The sequence below is a fragment of the Lentzea xerophila genome, assembly GCF_051094245.1.
Classification (GTDB): Bacteria; Actinomycetota; Actinomycetes; order Mycobacteriales; family Pseudonocardiaceae; genus Lentzea; species Lentzea xerophila.
This window is the reverse complement of sequence record NZ_CP194934.1, coordinates 2,996,113-3,022,411: the sequence shown is the minus strand read 5'-3', so window position 1 is coordinate 3,022,411 and position 26,299 is coordinate 2,996,113. Positions and strand designations below refer to the sequence as shown.

The 26,299-nt window shown below is 70.5% G+C and carries 22 protein-coding genes; 9 read left to right on the top strand and 13 right to left on the bottom strand.

Features of this window, described 5'->3' with window-relative positions:
* Nucleotides 1-12: 12 nt before the first annotated feature.
* Together ACRSBM_RS14630 and ACRSBM_RS14625 are read right to left on the bottom strand one after the other, a co-directional pair.
* The gene (locus tag ACRSBM_RS14630) at nucleotides 13-2,319 is read right to left on the bottom strand and encodes a VIT domain-containing protein (protein WP_434443916.1); all 2,307 of its coding nucleotides are present in this window, start codon (nucleotides 2,317-2,319) and stop codon (nucleotides 13-15) included.
* The gene (locus ACRSBM_RS14625) at nucleotides 2,316-2,882 is read right to left on the bottom strand and encodes a MerR family transcriptional regulator (RefSeq protein ID WP_434443915.1); all 567 of its coding nucleotides are present in this window, start codon (nucleotides 2,880-2,882) and stop codon (nucleotides 2,316-2,318) included. Before ACRSBM_RS14625 ends, ACRSBM_RS14630 begins: the two co-directional genes overlap by 4 nt.
* 228 nt (nucleotides 2,883-3,110) lie before the next feature.
* Between ACRSBM_RS14625 and ACRSBM_RS14620 the strand changes: the two genes are divergently transcribed.
* Nucleotides 3,111-3,635: a GNAT family N-acetyltransferase gene (locus ACRSBM_RS14620; protein WP_434443914.1), complete on the top strand. Its 525-nt coding sequence runs from the start codon at nucleotides 3,111-3,113 to the stop codon at nucleotides 3,633-3,635.
* Between the two features lie 82 nt (nucleotides 3,636-3,717).
* The gene (locus ACRSBM_RS14615) at nucleotides 3,718-4,845 is read left to right on the top strand and encodes a BMP family lipoprotein (RefSeq protein WP_434453082.1); all 1,128 of its coding nucleotides are present in this window, start codon (nucleotides 3,718-3,720) and stop codon (nucleotides 4,843-4,845) included.
* Nucleotides 4,846-4,925: 80 nt separating this feature from the next.
* Here ACRSBM_RS14615 and vanX read toward each other — a convergent pair whose 3' ends face one another.
* The 4 genes from vanX to ACRSBM_RS14595 all read right to left on the bottom strand — a co-directional run bounded on the left by vanX (nucleotide 4,926) and on the right by ACRSBM_RS14595 (nucleotide 8,246).
* On the bottom strand, nucleotides 4,926-5,561 hold the full coding sequence (vanX, locus tag ACRSBM_RS14610) for a D-Ala-D-Ala dipeptidase VanX (RefSeq protein WP_434443913.1): 636 nt from the start codon (nucleotides 5,559-5,561) through the stop codon (nucleotides 4,926-4,928).
* Nucleotides 5,558-6,580, bottom strand: coding sequence for a D-alanine--(R)-lactate ligase (gene vanA / locus ACRSBM_RS14605; RefSeq protein WP_434443912.1), 1,023 nt, complete (start codon nucleotides 6,578-6,580; stop codon nucleotides 5,558-5,560). The genes vanX and vanA overlap by 4 nt, the downstream gene beginning before the upstream one ends.
* Nucleotides 6,573-7,538, bottom strand: coding sequence for a D-isomer specific 2-hydroxyacid dehydrogenase family protein (locus ACRSBM_RS14600; protein ID WP_434443911.1), 966 nt, complete (start codon nucleotides 7,536-7,538; stop codon nucleotides 6,573-6,575). The genes vanA and ACRSBM_RS14600 overlap by 8 nt, the downstream gene beginning before the upstream one ends.
* A 69-nt stretch (nucleotides 7,539-7,607) precedes the next feature.
* Entirely contained in the window at nucleotides 7,608-8,246 is a 639-nt protein-coding gene (locus tag ACRSBM_RS14595; protein ID WP_434443910.1) for a TetR/AcrR family transcriptional regulator, read from the bottom strand.
* Nucleotides 8,247-8,380: 134 nt separating this feature from the next.
* On the opposite strand from ACRSBM_RS14595, the gene ACRSBM_RS14590 reads away from it, so the two are divergent.
* The 5 genes from ACRSBM_RS14590 to ACRSBM_RS14570 are packed head-to-tail and all read left to right on the top strand — an operon-like array spanning nucleotide 8,381 to nucleotide 15,892.
* Nucleotides 8,381-9,184 (top strand): SDR family NAD(P)-dependent oxidoreductase, encoded by an 804-nt coding sequence (locus tag ACRSBM_RS14590; RefSeq protein WP_434443909.1) that lies wholly within the window; start codon nucleotides 8,381-8,383, stop codon nucleotides 9,182-9,184.
* Nucleotides 9,185-9,186: 2 nt separating this feature from the next.
* On the top strand, nucleotides 9,187-10,314 hold the full coding sequence (locus ACRSBM_RS14585; RefSeq protein WP_434443908.1) for a DUF5938 domain-containing protein: 1,128 nt from the start codon (nucleotides 9,187-9,189) through the stop codon (nucleotides 10,312-10,314).
* Nucleotides 10,314-11,849 carry an acyl-CoA synthetase gene (locus ACRSBM_RS14580; RefSeq protein WP_434443907.1) on the top strand — a complete coding sequence of 512 codons (1,536 nt, stop codon included), beginning with the start codon at nucleotides 10,314-10,316 and terminating at the stop codon, nucleotides 11,847-11,849. The genes ACRSBM_RS14585 and ACRSBM_RS14580 overlap by 1 nt, the downstream gene beginning before the upstream one ends.
* A 48-nt stretch (nucleotides 11,850-11,897) precedes the next feature.
* Entirely contained in the window at nucleotides 11,898-13,784 is a 1,887-nt protein-coding gene (locus tag ACRSBM_RS14575; RefSeq protein ID WP_434443906.1) for a cytochrome c oxidase assembly protein, read from the top strand.
* Nucleotides 13,781-15,892, top strand: a complete 2,112-nt coding sequence (locus ACRSBM_RS14570; RefSeq protein WP_434443905.1) for a heavy metal translocating P-type ATPase — start codon at nucleotides 13,781-13,783, stop codon at nucleotides 15,890-15,892. The genes ACRSBM_RS14575 and ACRSBM_RS14570 overlap by 4 nt, the downstream gene beginning before the upstream one ends.
* A 31-nt stretch (nucleotides 15,893-15,923) precedes the next feature.
* On the opposite strand, the gene ACRSBM_RS14565 is transcribed toward ACRSBM_RS14570, so the two are convergent.
* From ACRSBM_RS14565 to cmtR, 4 genes are read right to left on the bottom strand one after another with little or no spacing between them, the layout of a single operon-like run.
* Nucleotides 15,924-18,932: an MGH1-like glycoside hydrolase domain-containing protein gene (locus tag ACRSBM_RS14565; RefSeq protein ID WP_434443904.1), complete on the bottom strand. Its 3,009-nt coding sequence runs from the start codon at nucleotides 18,930-18,932 to the stop codon at nucleotides 15,924-15,926.
* A 24-nt stretch (nucleotides 18,933-18,956) separates the two neighbouring features.
* Nucleotides 18,957-20,114: a glycosyltransferase gene (locus ACRSBM_RS14560; protein ID WP_434443903.1), complete on the bottom strand. Its 1,158-nt coding sequence runs from the start codon at nucleotides 20,112-20,114 to the stop codon at nucleotides 18,957-18,959.
* A gap of 52 nt (nucleotides 20,115-20,166) precedes the next feature.
* Nucleotides 20,167-20,790, bottom strand: a complete 624-nt coding sequence (locus ACRSBM_RS14555; RefSeq protein WP_434443902.1) for a cation transporter — start codon at nucleotides 20,788-20,790, stop codon at nucleotides 20,167-20,169.
* Entirely contained in the window at nucleotides 20,783-21,100 is a 318-nt protein-coding gene (gene cmtR / locus ACRSBM_RS14550) for a Cd(II)/Pb(II)-sensing metalloregulatory transcriptional regulator CmtR (RefSeq protein ID WP_434443901.1), read from the bottom strand. Before cmtR ends, ACRSBM_RS14555 begins: the two co-directional genes overlap by 8 nt.
* A 231-nt stretch (nucleotides 21,101-21,331) precedes the next feature.
* Between cmtR and ACRSBM_RS14545 the strand changes: the two genes are divergently transcribed.
* Together ACRSBM_RS14545 and ACRSBM_RS14540 are read left to right on the top strand one after the other, a co-directional pair.
* Nucleotides 21,332-21,913 carry a class I SAM-dependent methyltransferase gene (locus ACRSBM_RS14545; protein ID WP_434443900.1) on the top strand — a complete coding sequence of 194 codons (582 nt, stop codon included), beginning with the start codon at nucleotides 21,332-21,334 and terminating at the stop codon, nucleotides 21,911-21,913.
* A 153-nt stretch (nucleotides 21,914-22,066) separates the two neighbouring features.
* Nucleotides 22,067-23,431 (top strand): alpha-amylase, encoded by a 1,365-nt coding sequence (locus ACRSBM_RS14540; protein WP_434443899.1) that lies wholly within the window; start codon nucleotides 22,067-22,069, stop codon nucleotides 23,429-23,431.
* A 49-nt stretch (nucleotides 23,432-23,480) separates the two neighbouring features.
* On the opposite strand, the gene ACRSBM_RS14535 is transcribed toward ACRSBM_RS14540, so the two are convergent.
* From ACRSBM_RS14535 to ACRSBM_RS14525, 3 genes are all read right to left on the bottom strand, one after another.
* The gene (locus tag ACRSBM_RS14535) at nucleotides 23,481-24,614 is read right to left on the bottom strand and encodes a S1 family peptidase (protein ID WP_434443898.1); all 1,134 of its coding nucleotides are present in this window, start codon (nucleotides 24,612-24,614) and stop codon (nucleotides 23,481-23,483) included.
* A gap of 156 nt (nucleotides 24,615-24,770) precedes the next feature.
* Complete coding sequence (locus ACRSBM_RS14530) at nucleotides 24,771-25,871, bottom strand: zinc-binding dehydrogenase (protein ID WP_434443897.1); 1,101 nt, start codon at nucleotides 25,869-25,871, stop codon at nucleotides 24,771-24,773.
* Entirely contained in the window at nucleotides 25,868-26,299 is a 432-nt protein-coding gene (locus ACRSBM_RS14525) for an acyl-CoA thioesterase (RefSeq protein ID WP_434443896.1), read from the bottom strand. The genes ACRSBM_RS14530 and ACRSBM_RS14525 overlap by 4 nt, the downstream gene beginning before the upstream one ends.

Genomic DNA, 26,299 nt, shown 5'->3' with positions numbered 1-26,299 from the left:
TGGGAACCCCGATCAGCGCCAGAACCGCCGCCGGCGATCGGGTGCGGGCGCCTCCTCCGCGAACTCCCGCAGCACCTGCTGAGCCCGCGCCCACAGCTGGTCGACGTCTCCGCCGGCCGTGAGCTCCGCGACCAGGCGGTGCAACGGCTCGTACGCCGGGCCCTGGCGGCCCGCGACGAGCGTGCCGAGCCGGCTCGCCAGGTCGGCGAGCAGGTCACGGCGTTCCCAGGCCGGCCGCTGGGCGTCCTGTTCCAGGCGCCGGACCTCCGTCGCCGCGATCTCCCGCAGGTCGGCCGGATCTTCGGAAACGGGCGCGGGCATCATCTTCGGCGCGGCGGGCCGGGCAGCACCACGGGTCCGCCCCGCGACCGCCTGGGGCGGGGCAGGCGGCGCGCCGTAGCCACCGCCCGGTGCCGCGATCATCGGGGCCGCGCCGGCGAAGCTCGCCATCGGCGTGACGGCGAAGCCCGGGACCGGGAGGTCCCATCCCGCCGGCCGCTCGACCGGCTGCACGATCCGATGCACCTCACCGTCGGACACGACCTGCTCGTCCACCGCGACGAACGCCGTGAAGCGGCACAGCACACCGAACCGCAACGACGTCCGCACGATCTCCGGCTCCAGCGACCTGTCGCCGGTCGCGTACCGGTCCTCGAGATCACGCAACGCGGCACGGGCCCACTGCGCCCGGACCGCGGGCTCGTCGTGGCGCTGCACGGCGACCGTCTCCTGCCAGTCCGAACCGTCCCGGTTCCGGCCGCGCACGGTGAACGAGTCCGGCGCCGGTCCGCGGTACCGGCCGAAGGCGACCAGCGGCACCCCTGGGTAGATGGCCGAGGGCTGCTTCGGCAGATCGGACTCCGGCGACACCACCACGTCGGTGATCACCGGTGCGCCGATGCGCCGCTGGATGTGCGTCATCGCCTCGTCCAGCCGGTCCTCGCTCTCGACGAGCTCGCACCGGCCCGCTCCGGCCGCGGCCAGTCTGCCGAGGAAGCCCGCGTTCACGGCCGTGTCGATGCCGACCGCGTGCACCCGCGTCCGGTTGATCACCGGCGCGATGTCGCGCAGCAGCTGGTCCTCGTTGCCGACCTGGCCGTCCGTGACCAGCACGAGGACGGGGTCGCGCTCCGCGTTCGCGTCGGCGAGCAGCCCGAGGCCCTCCCGCAACGGCTGGTACATCTCGGTTCCGCCACGTGCCTGGACGGCCGCGAGATGCTCGACGGCGCGGAAGCGGTGGCGGTCGGTGGCCGCGACGAGGCCGGCACCGAGCTCGGCCGGCCGTTCCACGCGGTCGTCGAAGGTGATCACGGAGAACGTGTCGGCGGCGGTCAGCGTGTCGACGATCCTGGCCGCCGCGCGCCTGGCCGCGACCATCTTCCAGCCGGACATGCTGCCGGAGCGGTCGAGCAGCAGCACCACGTCACGGGGACGCACCGGCACCTCGGGTTCGGGCGGCAGGACCGTCAGCTGGTAGGTGCCCTCACCGGTCTCGCCCTCGTCGGGCACGCACACGACAGCGGAGCTGTTCCCCTTGTAGGACAGGCGAAGCACGAAGTCGCGGTCGACCTTCTCCCCCGGCGCGACCGTGACCACGTCGCCCTCGGCCACGACGGTGTGCAGGCTCGACCGCACCTCGCCCAGCTCGAGCCCGGCCGGGTCGATCTCCACGCCGATGCCCAGCCGCACCGGGTTCGGGAAGCCCGGCAACAGCACCGGCGGCGTGATCCGGGAGGCGTCCGGCACCGCGTCCGTGTCCTCGGCGTGGCCGTCGCCGACCGACGGTCCCGGCAGCGGCGTGCCCGGAACGTACCTCGGGGCGACCACGAGCGGGAACCGGAACGTCGCCGCGCCGTCCTCGAACACCAGCGGCCCGACGAGGCTCAGCTCGACGGTCACCCGTTCGCCCGCCGGGATGTTGCCGACGCGCATGGTGAAGACGTCCGGCCGTTCTTCCTCCACTATGGACGCTCTCTTGCCCGCCGCGATCGCCTCGTCGTAGGCCTCGCGGGCCTGTCCGCGCTCCTGCAGCTCGGCCTCGACGGTGCGGTCACCGGCGGTCATCTTCATGCCGGTGACGGCGGCGCGGTCCGGCAGCGGGAACACGTACGTCGCTTCGAGAGCCGTGTCGTGGGAGTTCACGAAACCGGTCGTCAGCACCATCCGGCCGACGAGACCGGTGACCGTCGCCCGCACGTCGAGACGCTCCAGCGGCAGGTTGCCGCGTTCGGTGCGCAGCGCGCCGACACCCGTGTCCTCGGTCGTCCGGCCGATCCTGTCCAGTTCGGCGGACCTCATCGGGGCGACGGAGATGGTCATGACGGTTCCCTTTCGTTCGTGAGCAGACCACGGGCGGCGAGCAGGTCGAGCAACGGCCGGGCGGCGGCCGCGATGTCCGCGCAGTCGGCGGCCGTGGGCGTTCCCGGCAGCAGCAGGACGGCGCCCCCGTCGAGCGCGACGCCGTTCAGCGCCTTCGCCGGTGCCGGCGGTGGTGCGACCGGTGCGGCGACGGGTTCCGCCCAGAACCTCGGGCGGACGGCCTCCGGAGGCGGTGCGGCACCGGAGTCCAGCAGTCGTGCGGGAACGCGGGCGATCTCCGCGAGCGTCGTGTCGGTGGCGCCCGCGAGGGCGGCCTGGACCTCGGCCAGCGTCCTCCCCTCCGACTGCAGTCTCTTCACGGCCACGAGCTGGAGCAGGTGGCGCTGCTCGTACAGCGCGGTGCGGCCGCGCATCGCGGACGGCCGGTCGACCAGCCCCGTCGTCGCGTACCAGCGGACGGCCCGCCGGTCGGGCACGTCCCGCACACGACCGTTGGGCGCGCCCGAGTACTCCGCCGTCAACGCGGCGGAGACACGTTCCAGCAACTCGTCGAGCGTCCACACAGCACAATACTGACACTGCAACCGTGACAGTGTCAAAGTACTGCGCGCCCGCTAGGGCGCGTCCCGTAAGTCCGTTCGATGAGAGTCACGGTCGAGAGTCCGGAGGCGGTGCCGCCGCGACGCCCTCATACCGGGCGTATTCGGGCGTTGCGGCGGTGCCGCTCCGGGGCCCTCGGCCGCGACTATCGCGGACGAGACTCACGGGGCGCGCCCGCTAGGGTCACGCGAGTGACCACGTCCCTCATCTCCGACACCGGACTCGCGGCGGAGATCGCCGATCTCGTGAACCGGGTCTACGCCGACGCCGAGACCGGGCTCTGGATCGACGGCACCGCCCGCACAACCGCGACCGAGGTGGCGGAACTCATCGCCTCCGGGCAGATCGCGGTCACCAGGTCGGACGGCCGCGTCGTGGGTGCGGTGCGGGTGCAGCGGCTCGGCGACGGAGTGGGCGAGTTCGGGATGCTCGTCGCCGCTCCGGAGGCGCGCGGCACCGGGCTCGGCACCGAACTCGTGGCGTTCGCCGAAGGCTGGGCGCGCGAGGGCGGTCTCTCCCGCATGCAGCTGGAGCTGCTGGTCCCGCGGACCTGGACCCATCCGGTCAAGGAGTTCCTGCGGGGCTGGTACACGCGCATCGGCTACCGCGTGGTGCGCACGGGAAACCTCGCCGACGACTACCCGCAGCTGGTGCCGCACCTCGCCTGCCCGTGCGACTTCCTCGTCTTCCACAAGGACCTCGACGGTTCCCAGTAGGTGAACGCTCAACCGGTTCGCTCACGAGGGCAGGTACCGTCCGCTCAAACCGAGCAAGAGGAGACGACCCGTGCGCCGTCGTATGCGTGGCACCGCCGTTGCCGCGATCGCACTGACCATGGTGGTGAGTGCCTGCGCGAAGGACTCCGGTGGTGGCACCACGGGGTCGACGAACGCCGCCGGCGCGGCGTGCGAGTTCTCGACGCCGCCCACCGCGCCCGTCACGTCGAGCACCAGCACCGCCGCCGGCGACCGGGTCGACGGCAGTGCGCTGAAGATCGGTCTGGCCTACGACATCGGCGGCCGCGGTGACGCGTCGTTCAACGACCTCGCCGCGGCGGGCTTCGACCAGGCGATCAAGGACATGGGCGTCAAGAAGGAGAACACCCGCGAACTCTCCGCCGCGCCCAACGAGGACGAGTCCGCCAAGCAGACCCGCCTGCGCCAGCTCGCGTCCGAGGGCTTCAACCCGATCGTCGGCGTCGGTTTCGCCTACACCGAGTCGCTGAAGGTCGTGGCGCCGGAGTTCCCGAACGTCAAGTTCGGCCTCGTCGACTCGGCGGTGGAGGGCGTCGCCAACGTGACGCCGCTGGTCTTCGCCGAGCAGGAGGGCGCGTTCCTCGCGGGCGTCGTCGCCGCGTACCAGAGCAGGAACTGCCACATCGGGTTCGTCGGCGGCGTGGACATCCCGCTGATCCAGAAGTTCGAGGCCGGCTACAACCAGGGCGCGCGCACGGCCGCGCCCAAGGTCCAGATCGAGAAGAAGTACATCACCCCGGCCGGTGACTTCACCGGGTTCCAGGACCCGCCGAAGGGCCAGGAGGCCGCGAAGGGCCTGATCGACAAGGGCGCGGACGTCCTCTACCCCGCCGCGGGCGCGTCCGGCATCGGCGTCTTCGCCGCGGTGAAGGAGGCGGGCGTGCTGGCGATCGGCTGCGACGCCGACCAGTACAACCAGCCGGCGCTCGCAGCCAACAGGGACGTCATCGTCGCGTCGAGCCTCAAGCGCGTCGACGTCGCCGTGTACGACTTCTTCCACGCCGCCGCGAAGAACGACCTCGCGTCGTTGCCGAAGGTCTTCGACCTCAAGGTGAACGGCATGGGCTACGCCACGTCCGGCGGCAAGATCGACGCGAAGCTGCAGGGCATCATCGAGGGCTACAAGGCGCAGATCATCGAGGGCAGGATCAAGGTCGCCGACAAGCCGTAGCGCGGGCGTCCCGCACCCCACGACCACGTTGATGGGGGGAGCTTTCCTCAACGTGGTTGGGGAAAGCTCCCCCATCAACCTCAGTACCGGGCGGGCTGGGCGTCGCACCAGCCGATCGGGAAGTCGAAGTAGGTGTCCGGATAGGGCTCGTCCCGCAGCGTGTAGTGCCACCACTCGCAGTCGTAGCGGCTGAACCCGCAGGCCTCCATGATCGAGCAGAGGTGCTGCCGGTTCGCCGCCTCGACCGGGGTGATCCCGTCGGCACCGTGGTGCGAGATCGGGTCCATCAGGTCGTGGTCGCCGCCCATGGGAGCGAGCTCACCGGTGTCCAGGCGGTAGAGCGTGAGGTCGGCGGTGCTTCCCCTGCTGTGCCCGGACTTCGCTGCCACGTAACCCTGTTCGAACATGTCGGCCCTGCTGATGTTCGGGTAGTGGCGCGCCTTCGTCCGCCCGTCCTCCGGTTGCCGTGACCAGTGCAGGAAGCGGTCCACGGCGCGTTGCGGGCGGTAGCCGTCCCACAGCAGCAGTCCGAACCCGAGGGATTTGGCCTTCTCCTGCGCCATTTCGAGGGCCGCGGCCAACGCCCTGGTGCCGGCGACCCGGTTCACGAGGTAGCCGTCGACCGGTTTGCCGGTGAAGTTGTCCCACGTCGCGTACTTGGCGTCCCAGCGGATCCCCGGCACGCACTCGTCCACGAAGACGAAGTCGTCGTTCATCGCGACTTCCCCGTCAGCGCCAACGAGATCAGCCGGTCGATCACGTCGCCGAGCGACAGGCCCGCCGCCGCCATCATCCTCGGGTAACGGCTGTACGACGTCAGGCCGGGCATGGTGTTGACCTCGTTCAGTACCACCTTGCCGTCCGGTGTCAGGAACATGTCGACCCGCGCGAGGCCCGAGCAGCCCAGCGCGCGGTACACGGCCTTCGCCGTTTCCTGGACGAGCGTGCGCGACTGAGCCGGGATGTCCGCGGGCACGATGAACGACGAGTTCTCCGAGCCGGTCTCGGGAGTGCTCTCCTGGTGGATGCGGAAGAAGCCGTGGGACAGCGCGACCCTGTCCAGCTCGCCGGCGAACAGCTCGAGCTCGTTGCCGAGGATCGAACACCCGATCTCGCTGCCGTCGACGGACTCCTCGATCAGCACCTTCGAGTCGAACCGGCGCGCGACCTCGATCGCCTCCGGCAGCTCGTCCGCCGCGGACACCTTGGTGACACCGAAGGACGACCCCGACCGGGCCGGTTTGACGAACACCGGGAAGGTGAGCTCGCCGGGTTCGACGTGCTCGTCCGCCGCGACCGTCCGGAACCGCGGCGTCGCGACCCCCGCGCTCGCGGCGACGACGTAGGTGAGGGACTTGTCCATGCACAGCGCGGAACTCTGGACGTCGCAGCCGACGTACGGAATGCCCGACAGCTCCAGCAGGCCCTGTGTGGCGCCGTCCTCGCCGAACCTGCCGTGCAGGACGGGGAACACGACGTCCAGACCGACCGTGTCGTACCGGCCCTCGTCCAGGACAAGCAGTCCGCCCGGCGACAGCACGACCGGACGGCCGTCCTGCCAGCCTTCCTCTGGACCGTCGCAGAGCTTCCAGTCACCGCCCCGCGTGATGCCGATCCAGAACGGCTCGTACCTCTCGGTGTCGAGACTGCGCGCGACCTCCCGCGCGGACTTCACGGAGACGGGATGTTCTTCGAAGGACCCGCCGAAGATGATCCCGATCTTCACCTTATTCACACATTCCCCCGTTTTCGAAGCTGAGGCAGTTGATGAGGCTGTTCTCCACGGTGTCGCTCAGGGCGTGGTCCGTGTAATAGGCGGTGTGCGGACTGATGATCACGTTCGGCATTTCCTGCAGCCGCAGCAACGCCTCGCTGCCGATTTCCTGATCTCGGCAGTCGGTGTAGAAGATTCCTTCCTCGCCTTCGAGGACGTCCAGGGCGGCACCGCCCAGCCGGCCGCTTTCCAGTGCGGCGAGCAGAGAATCGGTGTCGACGAGAGGACCGCGTCCGGTGTTGATGACGAACGCGCCCGGCTTCATTTGTGCGATGCGCTCGCGGTCGAGGAGATGACGCGTGCCAGCGTTCAACGGCGTGTGGAGCGTGACGATGTCACTGAGCCGCAACAACTCGTCGAGGGGAACGTAGTCGGCCGAGTTCCGGGGACGGCTGTCGTGGGCCAGCACGCAGCCGCCGAAGCCGCGCAACCGGTCCAGGACCGCCACGCCGATGCGCCCGGTGCCGATCACGCCGATGGTCAGGTCGCGCAGCTCTCTGCCGCGCACGTCGTTCAACCGGTAGTCGTGCTGGTCGGCACGTCGGAGCAGCGCCTTGACGTCCCGCATGACCATGAGCATCAACATGACCGTGTAGTCGGCGACGCTGTCCGGCGAGTAGGCCACGTTCTCGACCGTGATGCCGACGCTTCGCGCGTACTCCACGTCGATGTGGTCGAACCCGATGCTGCGGGTGGAGATGTACCGCACGCCGATTCGGCTGAGAGCGAGCAGCACCGGTTCGGTGATCGGAGATCTGTGTCCGACGCTGATGCAGCGGTTCCCGAAAGCCAGATCGAGGTTCGCTTCAGTGGGAGCGGCGTCCGTGATGGTGGGCGCGACTCCGCACGGGGGCGCCATTTTCCGGAACAGGACGGCCTCGTCCTGTCCGCACCCGTAGATGGTGATGCCCGTTGCCATGCCGTTCACTCAAGGCAATGGCACGTTGCCGGTACGTATCCGATTTTCGATATACCGGCGATACGGCGGCTATTCGGGCTTCTTGACCAACAGGCCGATGGCGACGGGCAGGTCGGCACGCAACCGCGCGACGGTCTCGGCGTCGCCGGAGAGGTGGTGCATCAGCGCCCGCTGGAAGATGCCGTCGAGCGTCACGTAGACGACGCCCGGCGAGACCGCGGGCTCACCTCCGAGCAGCTCGGCGTGGCGGCTGATCACGCGCCACACCATCGCCTCGCGGTGGCTGTCGATCTCCAGCACGTCGGCGCGGAAGGACTCGTCGAACAGGCTCTGGTTGCGCAGGTCGTACCAGAGGCGGTGCAGCGTCGCGTCCTGGCCGAGGGTGTCGAAGAACATCGCCACGAACTCGTCGCGCAGCTGCTCGGCGGTGGTCGCGTGGGCCACGACCTCGTCGTAGCGCGTCACGCAGACCACCTCGTACTGGCGGACCGCCTCGGTGATCAGGTCGCGCTTGTCCGCGAAGTAGTAGTGCAGGACCCCGTGGGAGAACTCCGAGTTCTGGGCGATCTCCCGCAGGCTCGTGCGGGCGTAGCCCAGTTCGGCGAGCGTGTGCAGGGTCGCCACGGCGAGCTCGGTCCGCCTGGCGTCGAACTTGTCGACCTGCCGGCGGGCGATGCGGTCCTGCTTGCTCTCGGCGACATCCGTCACGCAACGGATCCTATCGCCTACCGCGACAACGCTTGACCACTCGTCCAAGATTTCTTGGACAGTCGTCAAGAAAATCCTTGACGACTGTCCAGCTCAGGCTAGTGTGTGAGCCAACTCACCGAGGAGGCGACTCAATGACGAGTTATCAGCTGAACGGGCGGAAAGCCCTGGTCACCGGCGGTGCGCGCGGTCTGGGAGCGGGCATGGCCGAGGCCCTGGCGGCGGCCGGCGCGGCGGTGCTGATCGGCGACGTCCTGGAGGACGAGGGCAAGCAGACCGCCCAGGCGTTGCGCGACAACGGCGCGACGGCGGAGTTCGTTCCGTTGGACGTCACCGACGACGCGAGCTGGGCTTCCGCGGTGAGCACCGCGGTCGACGTGATCGGCGGTCTCGACATCCTCGTGAACAACGCGGGCATCGAGATCACCAGCCTGATCACCGAGCTCGACCCCGCCGACGTGCGCAAGATGCTGGACGTCAACGTCCTGGGCACCGCACTGGGCATGAAGCACGGACTGCGCGCGATGCGTCCGGGCGGCGCGGCGGGCAACGGTGGCTCGATCATCAGCATCGCGTCCGTCGCGGCCACCATCGCCTTCCCCGGAATCAGCGTCTACTCGGCCACGAAATCCGCCATCGACCGGCTGACCAGGGTCGCCGCCGCGGAGTCGGGCAAGCTCGGCTACGGCGTGCGGGTCAACTGCATCTACCCCGGCCTCACGCCCACCGCGATGGGCAACCAGCTCGCCGTCGACTGCGCCGAACTCGGCCTGTTCCCGTCACCGGAGGCCGCCGCCGGTGCCGTCGTGGAACTGACGCCGCTCGGACGGCTGGGCCAGGTCGACGACATGGCCGACGCGGTGGTGTTCCTCGCGTCCGACGCCTCGAAGTTCATCACCGGAGCGGGTCTTCCGGTCGACGGCGGAATGGGGATGTGAGCATGCCTACCGACAAGCCTGTCGTCGTCTACGGCGCCTCCGGCTACACCGGGCGCCTGATCTGCGAGTACCTGCGCGAGTACGGCGTGCCGTTCCTCGCCGCCGGCCGGGACGGCCAGAGGGTCAAGGAGGCCGTCGGCGCGGTCCCCGGCATCGACACGGTCTCCTACGAGATCGCGGAGGTCGAGCACACCGAACAGGCGCTGACCGAGGCGTTCACCGGCGCCAAGGTCGTGCTCAACACGGTCGGCCCGTTCTCCCGCTACGGCCACGAGGCGGTGCGAGCGAGCCTGAACGTCGGCGCGCACTACACCGACACCAACGGCGAGCAGGACTGGATGATCGACGCCGACGCCCAGTACGGCGCCGAGTTCGCGAAGCAGAACCTGCTGCTGTCCCCCGGCATCGCGCAGATGTACACCGTCGGCGAGATCGCCGCGCAGATCTGCCTGGAGCAGCCGGGACTGGACACTTTGGACATCGGGGTGTTCTGGAAGGGCTACCCGACCGTCGCGTCCACCAACACGATCCTCACCAACGCCGCGTTCGCGAAGGCCTACTACCTGGAGCAGAACGAGTACGTGGAATGGCCGGCGGACGCCGGGCTCTACGAGCTCGTCGTACCCGGCCAGCACGAGCTGGGCCTGGCGCTGCCGTGGGGCGGCACCGCGCATCCGGTGTGGTTCAAGCGGGATCCGCGGGTCGCGTCGGTGCGCGCGCTCGGTGGCGTGTTCAACCGGCCGTTGATGCTCGGCGTGCCGCAGATCGTGACGGCCGCTCTCCAGGAGATGGAGGGCAAGTCGGACGAGGAGAAGTACCAGATCGTCGACGCGTTCTCCGCGCAGGTGCGCAGCGAGATGCCGCCCCGCGAGAACCCGCGGATCAACATCTCGCTGGACTCCGTGCACGCGTCCGGTCCACTCGGTCGCGCGAGCTGCGTCATCCACGGCAACTGCAACTACAAGCAGACGGCGTTGCTCAACGTGCACGCCGCCGTGCATCTGTTGCAGGACGCCCCGCGCCGGGTCGGGTTCGCCTCGGGCTGCCAGGCGTTCGGCCACCGGGAACTGCTGGGCGCGCTGCGGTCGTTCGGGCTGGTGCTCGACCCGATTGTCGAAACGCACCGCTGATGCGGCTCAGCGACTACCTGGACAAGGGCGCGTCGCTCGGAGGCGACGCGCCCTGCCTGACGATCGGCGGTGTCTCCCAGACCTACGCCGAAGTGCGGCAACGCTCCCGTGACATCGCGGGAGCGTTGCAGGACAGCGGAATCGGGCCGGGAGACCGGGTCGCGGTGTTGTCCGCGAACGACCCGCTGGCCCTCACCTGCGTGTTCGGCATCTCGCGGGCCGGCGCGGTGTGGTGCCCGGTCAACCCCCGCAACGAGGCGGCGGAGAACCGGGAGCTGCTCGACCTGTTCGGCTGCCGGTGCCTGTTCTTCCAGTCCTCGTTCGCGCCACTGGTCGAGAGGATCCGCGGCGACCTGCCGGCGCTCACCACGCTGGTGTGCCTGGACGGTGAGGCCGAGGGCGCGGTCACGTTCTCCGACTGGCTCGCGCGGCACGGCCGGGAGCCGGATCCCGTGACCGTGGCCGACGACGACCTCTGCATGCTGGCCGGTACCGGTGGCACGACGGGCAGGCCCAAGGGCGTGCGGCTCACCGGGCACAACCTGGAGACCGCGACCGCGCTCACGCTGATGAGCTACCCGTTCGGCGTCCGGCCGCGCTACCTGGCGCTCGCCCCGCTCACGCACTCGGCGGGCGTGCTCACGTTCCCGATCATGGCGCACGGCGGCGAGACCGTGATCATGCCGGCGCCGGACCTCGGCGAGTTCCTCCGGCTGATCGAGCGCCACCGGATCACGCACGCGTTCCTGCCGCCGACCGTGATCTACGGCCTGCTCGACCACCCCGCCCTGGACTCGGCCGACCTGACGTCGTTGCGCTGCCTCTGGTACGGGGCCGCGCCGATGTCCCCGGTGCGGCTGACCGAGGCGTTGCGGCGGATCGGGCCGGTGATGGGCCAGCTGTTCGGGCAGACCGAGGCCCCGAACATGATCGCCACCCTCTCCCCCGCCGACCACTTCCTGCCCGACGGCCAGGTCGCGACCGCGCGGCTGTCGTCCGCGGGCAGGCCGACACCGCTGACCCAGGTCGCGATCATGTCCTCCGACGGTGATCTGCTGCCCGCCGGAGAACGCGGCGAGATCGTAGTGCGCGGGCCGCTGGTGATGGCCGGGTACCACGAGAACCCCGCCGCCACGGCCGAGGTCAGCGCGCACGGCTGGCACCACACCGGCGACATCGGGTACCTCGACGAGGAGAACTTCCTCTTCATCGTCGACCGGGCCAAGGACATGATCATCACCGGTGGGTTCAACGTGTACTCGGCCGAGGTCGAGCAGGCGTTGCAGGCGCATCCGGCGGTCCAGGACAGCGCGGTCGTCGGGTTGCCCGACGACAAGTGGGGTGAACGGGTGACCGCCGTGGTGCAGCTGCGGGCCGCCGGTCACGCCGACGCCGCCGCGTTGACCGCGTTCGTCCGGGAACGGCTGGGCAGCGTGAAGACGCCCAAGCAGGTGGAGATCTGGCCGGACCTGCCACGGTCCAAAGTGGGCAAGGTGCTCAAGGCCGAGATCAGGCAGCGGCTCAGCCGAAGCTGATCCGCCGGGAACCGTTTCGCTCACGGATACGACTTGTGTCCTGTGAGAGTGGACAAGGCCGTCGTGTTCGCGTCGGCCATCTCGGTTCTGTGCGTGGCGTTCGTGGTGTTCTGGGCCGGTGACGTGCACGCGTTGCTCGGCGACAGCGATCCGGGCCGGCTGACGTCGCTGGCGTTCGGTCTGGTCCGGACGCTGGCGAACGCGGCGGGCACCGTGACGCTCGGAGCGCTCGTCTTCGCTGCCTTCGTCGTTCCCGCACCGCCTCGGCAGACCGGGCTGACCGCGCCCGCCTACGCCGCCGTGCGCACCGCTGCCACGGCTGCGGCGGTGTGGACCGGTGCCGCGGGCGCTGCCGTCGTTCTGTCCACTGCGGACGCCACCGGGCAGCCGCTTCCCGTTGTGCTGGAACACCTGCCCGGCCTGGTGGCGGCGGCCGAGGAACCCAAGGCGTGGCTGTGCACTCTGGTGGCGGCGGGTGTCGTCGCGGTGGGTTCCCGCTCCACGCTGACGTGGACGACGACTGTGTTGTGGCTGCTGCCTGCGTTGTTCGGCGTGCTGGCACCGGTGATCGCGGGTCACGTAGCGAACGGGGCGTGGCACGACGTCGCGACGAACGCCGTGGTGTGGCACGTTCCCGCGGCCGCCGTCTGGATCGGCGCGCTCGTCGCGTTGCGCGGGTACCTGCGGCGTCCGGCGGCCGATGCCGTGGTCCTGCGGCGCTACCGCCTGCTCAGCACCGGATGCCTGGTGGTGCTGGTACTCAGCGGCGCGGTCGTCGGCGTGGTGCTGGCCGGTCCGTCGGGGCTACACAGCGGTTACGTGGCCTTGCTGCTGCTCAAGGTGGCGGTGTGCGCGCTGGTTCCGCTGGTGCGGGCGCGGTGGGGCATGCGCGGACCGCTCGGAACCGAGTTGGCCGTGGTGGGGCTGGCGCTCGGAGCGTCGACCGGGCTGACCCACCTCGTGCCACCCGCGTGGAGCAGCAACCGGCCGTCAGCTCAGGAAACCCTGATCGGCTACGAGCTTCCGGACGCGCCGTCGACCGCCGAGCTGCTGCTCGGCTGGCGGCTCGACCTCGTGGTGGGGCTGGGAGCCGTACTGCTCGCGGTCCTGTACGTGACCGGTGTGGTGCGGTTGCGCCGGCGCGGCGACGCCTGGCCCGCCGGACGAACGGTGGCATGGCTGTTGGGCTGCGCGGTGCTGCTGGTGGTGACGTCGTCCGGCGTCGGCAGGTACGCGGCGGGCACGTTCAGCACGCACATGGTGGCGCACATGGCGTTGAACATGCTGGGGCCGGTGCTGCTGGTGCTCGGCGGGCCGATCACGCTGGCACTGCGGGTGGTGCCGCCAGGCCCCAGGGTCTGGATCACCGCGCTGGTGCACTGCCGGGCGGCGCGGCTCGCCGCCCATCCCGCGATCGCGGCCGTGGCGTTCGTCGGCTCGTTCTACCTGCTGTACTTCTCGGGGTTGTTCGGCGCCGCGATGCCGCTGCACTGGGCGCACCAGCTGATGAACATCCACTTCGTGGTGACGGGGTACGTGTTCTTCTGGCTGGTGATCGGCGTCGACCGCGCACCGCGTTCGTTGCCGCACCTGGCCAGGCTCGGCCTGTTGTTCTCCGTCATGCCCTTCCACGCGTTCTTCGGCGTGATCCTGATGAACAAGCAGACCGTGATCGCCTCGAACTTCTACCGCTCCCTCGACCTCACCTGGATGCCCGACCTGCTGACCGACCAGCGGCTCGGCGGCGGGATCGCCTGGGCCACCGGGGAAGTCCCGATGCTGGTCGTCGTGATCGCGCTGCTGCGCCAGTGGGCGATCGCCGACCGGCGGGAAGCCGTGCGGTTCGACCGCGCCACCGACACCGGCCACGACGACCGGCTCGCCGCCTACAACGCGATGCTCGCCGAACTCTCCGAACGGAAGAACTCCGCATGACCACCGACGGCGTCGTCGAACTGTCCGTGTCCGGCATGACCTGTGCCGCCTGCGCGACCCGGATCGAACGCAAGCTCAACAAGCTCGACGGCGTGCGCGCGACCGTCAACTACGCGACCGAACGCGCTGTCGTCCACGGCCTGCCGATGTCGGACGCCGTGCGGGTCGTGCAGGCCGCCGGTTATGACGCCACCGTGGCCGGGCGGGGGCGGGTGGCCGACCCGATCGGCGGGTTGCGCCGCCGGCTCGTGGTCGCCGCCGTGCTCGCGATCCCGCTCGGCAACCTGACCGTGGCCCTGACGTTCGCGCCCGCGTTGCGGTTCCCCGGCTGGGAACTGCTGTGCGTGCTGCTGAGCCTGCCCGTCGTGTGCTACTCGGCGTGGCCGTTCCATCGCGCCGCCCTGCGGAACCTGCGGCACGGTTCGTCCAGTATGGACACACTGGTGTCGCTGGGTGTGCTGTCGTCGTTCGGGTGGGCGGTCGCCACGTCCGACGTCGGCTACCTGGACGTGGCCGCGGGTGTGACGACGTTCCTGCTCGCGGGCCGTTACTTCGAGGTGCGGTCGCGCCGCACCGCCGTGGGTCTGCTCAACGCGCTCGCGGGCATGGCGGCCAAGGACGCGCGCGTGCTGCGCGACGGAACCGAGACGACCGTGCCGGCCGCGCAGGTCCGCGTCGGTGACCTGCTCGTGGTCCGGCCCGGCGAGGCGTTGCCCGCCGACGGCGTGGTGGCGGAGGGGTTCTCCGCGATCGACACGTCGTCCATGACCGGCGAACCGGTGCCCGTCGAGGCCGGTCCCGGCTCCGCGGTGGTGGGCGGCACGGTCAACCACACCGGACGGCTCGTCGTCCGTGCTACCGCGGTCGGCGCGAACACCCAGCTCGCCCAGATGCGCGCACTGGCCGAGCAGGCCGCGGAACGCAAAGCACGCGTGCAACGGCTGGTCGACCGGGTATGCGCGGTGTTCGTGCCCGTCGTGCTGGTGCTCTCGGCGCTGACGCTCGGCGGCTGGCTGCTCACCGGGCACTCCGCGCGGGAGGCGTTCACGTCGGCGGTCGCGGTGCTGATCATCGCGTGCCCGTGCGCGCTCGGCCTGGCCACGCCCACCGCGCTCATGGTCGGGGTGGCCCGTGCGGCCCAGCTCGGCATTCTCGTGAAGGGACCGGACGCGCTGGAGGCGTCGCGTGAGGTCGACACCGTCGTGCTGGACAAGACCGGGACCGTCACGACCGGGCAGATGACCGTGGTGGCGACGCGGTCGTTCGGCGACACGCACGACGTACTGCGCCTGGCGGCCGCGGTGGACGCGGCCTCCGAGCACCCCATCGGTGTCGCGATCGCCGCGGCGGCCGGTGACGTGCCCGCCGTCGCGGAGTTCGAGGCCCTGGTCGGTGCGGGAGCACGCGGTGTCGTCGAAGGCTCGTTGATCCTCGTGGGGTCGGCCGACCTCATGGCACGGCAGGACGTCCAGGTGCCCGCCGACGCTACGGCCTGGCTGGCAGACCGAGGTGCCGAGACCGGGGTCCTCGTCGCCCGCGACGGTGTCGTGATCGGCGGCATCGCGGTGCGCGACACCGTGCGCCCCTCCGCGCGTGCCGCGGTCGAACGCCTGCACGCACTCGGGTTGCGCACGGTGCTGCTCACCGGCGACAGCGAGGCGGCGGCCCGTGCGGTGGCTGAGGAAACCGGTGTCCAGGAGGTGCTCGCGAACGTCCTTCCCGCCGGGAAGGCCGCCGCGATCGAACGGTTGCGCGCCGCCGGCCGGCACGTCGCCATGGTCGGAGACGGCATCAACGACGGCCCGGCACTGGCCGCCGCACACCTGGGGATGGCGATGGCACGCGGGAGTGAGGTCGCCGCTCACGCCGCCGACGTCATCCTCGTGCGCGACGACCTCGACGCCGTGCCGGACGCGATCGTGCTGTCCTCACGGACTCTCGCGACCATTCGCGGCAACCTCTGGTGGGCGTTCGGCTACAACGCCGCCGCGCTCCCGCTCGCCGCCTTCGGGTTGCTCACCCCGTTGATCGCGGGCGCGGCGATGTCGTTGTCGTCCGTGCTGGTGGTCGCGAACAGCCTGCGCCTGCGCACCACAGCCGTGACGTGATGCCGTCTCCGGTGATCTGGCCGCACCCGTGTCACCGGCTCCGCACCGTCAAGCGGTCGATCGTCAACGCCCCGGAGTCCAGCCGCAACCCGAGCGCCGGCGCCCAGCTCGCGACCACCGAGTCGCCGACGACCGTCCCGATCGGCGCGGACCGCAGCAGCGTCCACCGCTTCTCGTGCTCGTGCCAGCTGGTCAGCTGACCGTCCGCGACGACCACGGCGAGCCGGTCGCCCGGTGCCCAGTTCAGGGTCGCGCAACAGCCGCCGGTGGCCTCGTCGCCGCGGCGGATCCCGGCCACGGTCACGTCGACACCCGACGCCTTGCCCGCGTTGTTGAACCACGCCAGGGCGAAGTCGCGGTTGCCGGCCGTCTGGCCGAGGAACAGGCTGTCCTCGGGAGCCGAGCCCGCGAAGGACCTCGGTTCGACGACCACCGCCGTCCCGCGGGCGGCACCGGTCACCGGCGCGGCCAGCACCGAGCCCGCCCGGCTGGTGGCACTGGCCGTCAGCACGCCGTCGGCGACCTTCAGCGACGGCGGCGGTTCGGCGAACGGGCCGTCCACGCGGTAGGAGGCGAGGCGGTCGGTGTCGAACGTGTCGTCCCAGACCACGGAGGCGTAGTCGGCGGGGTCGAAGACGGCCTGGGCGGAGCTCAGCGCGGACGTCACGCCGTTGTCGCCGGAAGCCGTTGCCAGCAACCGGACCGGGGCGCTCTCGCCGAGGCGCAGGCCGGCGGGTGCGGTGACGCGCCACCGGGTGACGAGGCTCCGGCCCGGGGTCAGCCGCGCGGCGGTGGCGGACGTGAGCGGTACGGCGGTCCATCCGGCCGGCACGGCGAGTGTGGCCCGGACACCGCGCAACGGTTGCTGCGCCCGCAAAGTCGTGGTCGTCTCGATCGCCGCACCGGCCCGGGCCTGGAGTTGATCCGGCAACGACGCGCTCAGCCCACGGACCGTGGGGCGCATCGAGGAGATGGCCGTGATGCCGACCGCCCCGCCGTCGGCCCGGCGCGGCAGGATCCGCACCCGGTCGGTGGTCAGTGCCGGTTGCACCAGGACGCGGTTCACCTGACGCGCCACGGGTTGTGCGGGAGTTCTCTGCTGGCCGGGGATGTCCCTCCACTGGCCGTCGGGTGCCCGGTACCGCAGGTCGAAGGTCGTCGGCACGCGCACTCCCCCGCCGTCGTCGTAGAAGGTCACGCGCAGGTCGGAGATCGGTGCCGGCGCGCCCAGGTCGACCTCCAGCCAGTCGGCCGCGTTCGGGCTGCCGTACGTCGTCCAGCGGGTACCGGGGACGTCGAGGTGGAAGTCCTGGCCGTCGATCGCCTTGGCCGGCGGGTCGGCGCTGTAGCTGAAGGAGGCGCGCGCCGCCGGGAACCCGGTCCGGCTGACGTTCGCGAAGTCGTCGACCAGCTCCGGCAGTTCGGCGGTGGCACGCGGCGGGATCGGCAGGCGCACCGCGGTGAGGTCCGGCTGGGTGTGGGTCAGCCTGCCGTCGAGCCAGACCCGGAGCCCGGCGCCCTTGCCGTAGTGGCTGCCGGTCCTGTCCCAGAGCACGGTGAGGTTGCGACCGTGGTACGGCAGGTTCTCGACGGCGAAGTGGTCCCAGTTCCGGGGAACCAGCGGCGAGATCGACACCGCGTTGCCGAGCTGCGGCCGGATGCCGAGCAGGCCGGAGAGCACGTTGTCGTTGAAGGTCGAGTGGTTGTAGTCCTCGCTGTGGCCCTTGCCGTCGTACAGCCAGCGGTCCTCGTCGGGGTGGTGCGCCTCCGCGACGTAGGGCTGACCGTTCTTGCGCTGTGTCAGGGCATAACCGCGCAGCACCGAGTAGTAGTCGTCACGGTCCACATAGGACTGCGCTGGGTAGTCGATCAGCAGGTTCGCCAGCGCCGTCAACGTCTGGCTGGTGGCGTACGGCCAACTCACGCCGTTCCAGCGGCAGCACCCGTTGAGCGCGTCACGCATGAACCACGGACTGCGCCGCTCGGCGGTGGTCGGGCCGTAGGTGGCCGCGAACCCCTGCGGGTCGGTCAGCTGCGCCCACGCCTCGCTGTTCGCCGGCGGTGCCATGTGGAAGTACCACGGCACGAACCCGATCGCCTCCCGATCGGTTAGCTTCGTGCGGCCGGGGTTGTCGTCGCGCATGACGTGCTTGTAGAACTTGGCCGCGTCGTCCCACAGCCACCGCTCCTGGTTCGTCCGGAGCACGTCGGCGGCCTCGTCGAACCGGCGCGCGCCGGCGGCGTCACCACGTGCCCTGAACAGCTGCGCGATCGCCTTCGCGTCGCCGTACTGGTAGGCGTTCAGCGTGGGCCGGAAGCCGTCACCGCCGTGGTAGGGATCGGGGCTCTGGTAGGAGCTGACGGTGTACTCCATCGCGTCCCACACCGGCGTCTGCCAGTACAGCCCCAGTTCCTGGTCGAACTGCGGCGACCAGCGCTCCCACTGCCGCACCAGCTCGGGGAGCCGGTCCGTGGCGAACCGGGAGCGGCCGTCCACGGCGGCACGGGCGGCGACGGCGTCGGCGGCCCAGAACGAGTACTGGTGCGCCCAGTCGGTGGTGTTCTTGTTGAGGAAGTCGGTCGCGGGCTTGGGCCCGGAGCCCGCGCCGCGCAGCCAGTAGTCCACGTAGTCGTCGAGATAACGGTGGTCGCGCAGCCAACGGCCCTCGTAGACGTGGTGGCCGGCCGCGGCGACGATCCCGCCGTTCGGAGCCGAGTACCCGACGGGCCCGAGGAACTCCGAGACGATCCAGCCGTCCTTCGGCCCGGTGTACTTGAGCGCCTCGCGGTAGGTCCGCCAGCGGTAGTAGTAGGTGTCGCGGATCTCCCGGTCCGGGAGGTCGACGAACGGGATGTTCGCCTCGTACCAGGCGGGCTCCGGGACGTCGCCCAACAGCTCGGAGTGGTTCAGGAAGTTCGTCCCCGCACCGACCGCTGGATACAGGTCGGGCGCCGCGACGCGATCGCGTTGCGCGACCGCAGGTAAGGCTGTCGAGACCGCTAATGCCACCACCACGAGCATCGTCATTGACCCGCGCATGACGCTATTGAAGAGGGAGCGCTCTCATCGCGCAAGACTCAACGCAGTGCGACATACTTCCACAGGATCACGAACATCAGCCACCGTCGCCGCCGCACGAGCCGCCGCCGCGGCGAACGCAGGGTCGCCCAGCACGCGCGCCACCGCGTCCCGCAGAGCCTCGACGCGGGCCGGCCGGACGATCACTCCACTGCCCTGCCGCGCCACCCGGTTCGCCATCTCCCACTGGTCGCCGCCACCTGGCACCACCACGACGGGGACCGCGGCCCGCAACGCCTTGACCAGCATCCCGTGCCCGCCACCGCACACCAGCACCGAGGACTGGCGCAGCAGTTCGTCCTGCTTGCCGGGTCCCGACCGCACCCAGTCCGGCAGGCCGCCGGGTGCCGGCGCGAACGTGGACACGACGGCCCGCACCCCCAGGCCCGCCAAGGCCGTCAGCGTCATCTCGGCCATGCCCTCGGCCCCGGTCCACGCCGTCGACGGCGCCACCATCACCAGCGGCCCGGCACCCGGCGGCGGGCTCAGCGTCCGCCGGCTCGCCTCCCACAGCAGCGGCCCGACCACGTGCGCGGTGGCCGGCCAGTCCGGGCGCGGCACCTCCAGCGCGGGCAGCGTGGCGATCAACCGGGCCACCGGCCCCGGTCCCCTGGCGCCCAGCCCGATCCGCTGCCGCACGACCGCACGTTGCCGGTCGCCCTCGCGGAGCGACCGGGCCGTCATCGCCCGCAGCACCGCGTCCCGCAGCCTGCCGCGCACACCCACCCCCGCCGCCAGCCCGCTTCCCATCGGCGGCAGGCCCTTCGAGGGCTCGTAGAGAGGGTGGGGCGACAGCTGCGCCCACGGCACGCCGAGCAGTTCCGCGGCCATGCTCGCACCCAGCGCGAGGACGTCGCACACCACCAGATCCGGTGTCAGCGCGGCCAGTTGCGGAACGAGCGCCTCCGCCAGGATCGCGGCCTGGTCGTGCAGCGCCCGGCCGAGGTCCGGCGCGTCCCGGAGGTCGTCCAGCGACAGGCCCGCCACCCGCGCCGCGGTGATCCCCTCGTCCACGGCGGCGGCGACCCACCGATCGCCGGTGAGCAGGACCGGGGTGTCACCGGCCTCCGCGAACCGCAGGCACAACGCGATCGCCGGCACCACATGACCGGGATCGCCTCCGGAGACGACGACTACGCGCACGCGGACCATCTAACGCAGCCGCGCCGGGCTGTCCAGCGCAGCCGGACCGTGATCAGCAGCAGTGATGACCCCGCCACGCCTCGCGGCCTTCCCTGACCGCCACCGCGGCGATCACGAACGCCGCCAGCGGATCCGCCCACCACCAGCCGAACAGGCTGTTCACGACCAGCCCGACCAGCAGCACCGCGGAGAGGTAGGTGCACAACAGGGTCTGCTTCGAGTCCGCCACCGCGCTCGCCGACCCCAGTGCCCGACCGGCCTTGCGCTGGGCGTACGACAAGCCCGGCATGACGAGCAGCGACACGGCCGCGAGCACGATGCCGACCGTCGAGTGCTCCGCACGGTCCCCTTGCAGCAACGACAACCCGGACTCGACCGTCACGTAGGCCGCCAGCGCGAAGAACGACACCGCGATCACCTTGAGCGCGGTGCGTTCGCGCTTCTCGGGGTCACTTCCGGCGAACTGCCACGCCACGGCGGTCGCCGACGCCACCTCGATCACCGAGTCGAGCCCGAAGCCGATCAGGGCCGTCGAGGACGCCACCGTGCCCGCCGCGAGCGCGATGACCGCCTCCACGACGTTGTAGGTGATCGTCACGGCCACGAGGAGACGGACCCGGCGTTGCAGCACGGCCTTCCGCTCGTCCAGCACGGGTGTGCAGCAGGCGTCACTCATCGACGCACTCCACACCCGGCTCGACGGCGAGCACGACGTCGACGAGTTCACCGAGCGCGCGCTTCAGGTGCTGGTCGACCAGCTCGTAGCGCACCTGCCGGCCCTGGTAGGTCGCCACCACCAGCCCGCAGCCGCGCAGGCACGACAGGTGGTTGGAGACGTTGGACCTGGACAGCTCCAACGTCTCCGCCAGCCGCGCGGGGTAGCCCGGTCCGTCGAGCAGCGCGATCAGGATGCGGCAGCGCGTCGGGTCGGCCAGCGCGCGACCGAGCCGGGCGAGTGCCGCTTCGCGGGTCTCACAGGTCAGCATGGAGCGAACTGTACAGCGTGAACTGAACAGTCAGGGACGCGCGCGGTCGGTCGCGCAGGCGGCGAGGACCATGAGCATGACGGCCGCGAGCGCGTGATCACCGCTGAGCGCGCACGTGCACGCGAGCGTGAACCAGATCACAAGCCTCATGGACTGAGGTTAGGGACCGTACGACGGCATCCGCATCTCATTTGGGCAAGACTTGAGGTGCGCTTAGGCGAGTATGAGCGCGTGACGAGCGAGTTCTGGGACCTGCACGCGGCAACGTTCGACGACGAGCCGGACCACGGGCTGCGCGACCCGCGGGTGCGCGCCGCCTGGGCCCGTCTGCTGCTGCCGCTGATCCCGCCGGCCGCCTCCGTGGCCGACCTGGGGTGCGGCACCGGCAGCCTCTCGGTGCTCCTCGCCGAAGCCGGTCACGACGTGTGCGGCCTGGACCTGTCCGCGCGGATGGTGAAGGCCGCGCGGGCCAAGGCGTCGGCGGCGGGTGTCGCGGCCGCCTTCGCCACCGGCGACGCCGCTCACCTGCCGTACCCGGAGGCGTCCTTCGACGTCGTGCTGGCGCGGCACGTGCTGTGGGCGCTGCCAGACCCGGCAGCGGCGCTGGTCGAATGGGTGTCACTGCTCAGGCCGGACGGCGTTCTCCTGCTCGTCGAGGGCCGCTGGTCGACCGGCGCCGGGCTGACCGCCGACGAGACCCGCAGCCTGGTCAGCCGGGTTCGCGCGGAGGCCGCCGTCACCCTGCTGACCGACCCCGACCTGTGGGGGCGGCAGGTCGAGGACCAGCGCTACCTGGTGGTCAGCGCACAGTAGGGCCGGCACGACGCCAACCTCCGCAGGAAAGAACGTGAACCAATTCGGACGTACGCCCCACGGCCGAATTACTCCGGAAAGTTCTTGCAACGCTTTGCCCGGTATGCCTGCGGGTGCTACCCCTTGGATGAACCCCTGCAGCAAGGAGACAACGTGGTTTCCTCGGCTTCGCGCACCCTTCTCGCGGTGCTGCTCATCCTCGGTCTGTCCACACCGGTGCAAAGTCTTGCGGCGCCACCGGGCGCCAAGGACGTCACCGTCACCCTGTTCCAATGGCCGTTCGCCCGCGTGGCATCGGAGTGCACCAACGTTCTGGGTCCCAAGGGCTACGGCTATGTCGAGGTCTCCCCCGCCACCGAGCACGTCCAGGGTCCGCAGTGGTGGACGACCTACCAGCCCGTGAGCTACCGGATCGCCGGGCGCCTCGGTGACGAGACCGCCTTCCGGAACATGATCACCGCCTGCCACAACGCGGGCGTGAAGGTCATCGCCGACGCGGTGATCAACCACATGAGCGCGGGCTCCGGCACCGGGACGGGTGGCTCGGGCTACTCGAAGTACAACTACCCCGGCGTCTACAGCGACTGGGACTTCCATCCCTGCCGCACGCCCATCAGCAACTACCAGGACCGCTACAACGTCCAGAACTGCGAGCTGGTCAGCCTGTCCGATCTGGACACCGGCAGCGACTACGTGCGCGGCGCGATCGCCGGGTACCTCAACCGGTTGATCGGCATGGGCGTCGACGGCTTCCGCATCGACGCGGCCAAGCACATGGCCGCCGCCGACCTCGCCGCGATCAAGGGCAAGCTCAGCGACCCCAACGTGTTCTGGGTGCACGAGGTGATCTACGGCGCGGGCGAGGCGGTGCAACCCGGCGAGTACACGGGTTCCGGTGACGTGGACGAGTTCCGCTACGCCTACGACGTCAAGCGGATCTTCCAGAACGAGAACCTCGCGTACCTGCGCACTTTCGGGCAGTCATGGGGCTTCCTGCCCAGTGGTCAGGCACGGCCGTTCGTGGACAACTGGGACACCGAACGCAACGGCTCCACGTTGACCTACAAGGACGGTTCGACCTACACGCTGGCGAACGTGTTCATGCTCGCGTGGAACTACGGCGCGCCGCAGGTGTACTCGGGCTACGAGTTCACCGACAAGGACGCGGGTCCGCCCGGGAACTCGGTCTGCTACAGCGGCTGGAAGTGCCAGCACGCCTGGACGCAGATCGCGAACATGGTCGCGTTCCGCAACACCGTCGCGGGCACCGACGTCAACAACTGGCAGGACAACGGTTACGACCTCATCGCGTTCGGCCGCGGTGACAAGGGTTTCGTCGCGATCAACCGCGAGACCTTCGCGGTGACCCGCACGTTCCAGACGGCACTGCCCGCCGGAACCTACTGCAACGTCCAGGAGAACGGGTGCGTCCGCGTCACCGTCGACTCCTCGGGCAGGTTCACGACGACGCTCGGCGCCGGAACCGCGCTCGCGCTGCACGTCGGCGCGCGAGCCTGAACCCAGGACCGGCTGTCCACCTGGAAGGGTGGACAGCCGGTCGCGGGCGTTAAGCGGTGTGCAGCCTCAAGCCGTAGACGTTGAGGATCTCGTTGATCGGCTGGAACCACGTGCGACCGCCGCTGGAGCAGTTGCCGTAGCCGCCGGACGTCACGCCCTGGGCCTGGTCGCCGGTGATGAACGAACCACCGGAGTCGCCACCCTGGGCGCACACGCTCGTGCCCGCCATCTGGTGCACGTCACCCTGCGCGTAGCGGATGGTCTCGTTGCGGCTCTGGATCACGCCGCAGTGCCAGTGCGTCGTCGAGCCGGAGCGGCACACCGAGGTGCCGATCGGAGCTTCCCAGGAGCCGCGCACCAGCCGGTCGCTCACCGTGCCCCAGCCCAGCACGACGGGCACCGTCCACCAGCCGCCGCCGATGCGCACCCACGCGTAGTCGTTGCCGGGGAAGGAGGATCCGGCGAAGTTGCCCTGGTAGGAGCGGTCCCAGCCGTAGACGGCCTGGCCGTTGCCGCCGCAGTGGCCGGCCGTGACGTAGCCGCCGTGCACCGAGAAACCGATGGAGCAGCGGACGTTGCCGGTGTAGTAGGGGTCGCCGCCGACCGTGCCGGCCGCGAACGGCTGCGGCTGCTGCACGCCCTCGGTGCGCACGGTGATCGAGCCGAGCTGACGTGCCTTGTCCAGGAACGAGGCGACCTCGGTGGTCTGCTTGCCCGCCTCCACGTTCACCACGACGGTGCCGGTGCGCGGGTCGGGGTACCAGCTCGCGACCGCGGACGGCACGGCGCCGCTCGCGGACAGGGCGTCGAGGCGGTTCTTCTGGGCCGCCATCGAGCCCGCCGATCGGCCGACGACCACGGTCTCCGCGCCGGTGGTCTCGACCTTGCGCGCGGCCGCGGCGTCGGTGACGGCGACGACCAGGCGGTTCTTCGTCTCGTCGAACCAGCTGCCGGCGTACGCGGTGCCGGCTTCGGTCTCGGCGCGCGGCGCGATGAGCGACGCGCGGTGTTCCTTCTCCAGACGCAGCCGCGCCTGGGCCTCGGTCAGCCCGAACGCCGAGCTCATCGCGGTGAGGAGGCCGGGTGACATCGGCTTCTCCGCCGCCTGGGCGGGAACGGTGAAGGTGGACCCGACCAGCACGAGTGCCAGCGCGGGCACGATTCTGGGCATGGTGAAGCGCATGCTCTTCTCCTTGTCCGTGCAGGGATCGCTACCGCCCCGTTGCGGGAGCGACGAACATGAGAGCGCTCTCACCGTGCAGCAGGCAGGCCCAGGTGGTCAACACCTGACAACGCACCTGTCCTGCCCGAGTCATGACCGAATGGGCGAAACCGGGCATCAGCCCATCACGACGACCTGCCGCACGGCCTCTCCGGAGGCCAGTCTGGCGAACCCGTCGTTGATCTCATCGAGCCCCAGCCGCCCGGACAGCAGGCCGTCGACCGGCAGCCGTCCCGCGCGGTACAGGTCGACGAACCGCGGCACGTCCCGGCGTGGCACGCACGAACCCAGGTAGCTGCCCTTGAGCGTGCGTTCCTCGGCGACCAGGTTCAGCGCGGGCAGCGAGACGGTCCGGTCGGGGTGCGGCAGGCCGACGGTGACGGTGGTGCCGCCGACCGCCGTGGCGGCGTAGGCCTGTTCGAGCACCGCGGCGACGCCGGTGGTGTCGATGACCTTGTCCGCGCCACCGCCGGTCAGGTCCCGGACGTGGCCGGCGACGTCCGGTCCGCCGGCGGCCTCGTGCGTCGCGCCGAGCGTGAGGGCCAGCGCGCGCTTGTGCTCGACGACGTCCACCGCGACGACCTGCGTCGCCCCCGCCGTCACCGCCGCGAGTACCGCCGCCAGGCCGACACCGCCGAGGCCGAACACCGCGACCTTGTCCCCCGGGACCACCTGCGCGCTGTAGAACGCCGCGCCCGCGCCGGTCAGGACCGCGCAGCCGAACAGGGCGGCGACGTCGAGCGGCAGGTCCGGCGGGACGAGCGTGGCCGACCTGCCGGAGATCACCGTGTACTCCGCGAACCCGGACACCCCCAGGTGGTGGTGCGGGCGCGTCCCGTCCGGGAGCGTCCACCGGCGATGTCCGCCGAGCAGCGTGCCGTCGCGGTTCGCGGCGGCACCGGGCTCGCACAACGCCTGTCTGCCCGACGCACACCGCCGGCAGGCACCACACGCGGGCACGAACGACAGCACGACGTGATCCCCCGGCTCGAACTCGGCGTTCGGACCGGCCTCGACGACCTCGCCCGCCGCCTCGTGGCCGAGCACCATCGGCAACGGCCGGATGCGCGAGCCGTCGATCACCGACAGGTCGGAGTGGCACAGGCCGGTGGCGTGCACGCGCACCAGCAGTTCGCCCGGACCCGGCGGGTCGAGCTCGAGATCGACGATCTCGAGTGGACGGCCGACTCCGGTCAGCACCGCGCCCCGGGTCTTCACGCGATCACCAGACCTTCCATCGCCGTGCGCAGATGTACGGGGATCTCCACCGGCTTGCGGGTCGTCCGGTCGACGAACACGTGCACGAAATGGCCCTCCGCCACGACGTCCTCGCGTCCCTCGAAGAAGAACCCGACCTCGTAGCGCACGCTCGACCGGCCGAGGTGCCCGACGCGCAGCCCCGCGTCCAGCGCCTCCGGGAACGACACCGAGGCGCGGTAGTTGCAGTGGGACTCCACGCACAGCCCGATCTGCTGCCCGGCCTGGATGTCCAGGCCGGCGTCGATCAGCCAGGTGTTGATCACGGTGTCCATGAACGCGTAGTGGACGACGTTGTTCACGTGGCCGTAGACGTCGTTGTCCGCCCATCGGGTCGGAATCCGCTGCCAGTGCCGGTAACCCTCGCGCACGCACTCTCCTGGTCGCAT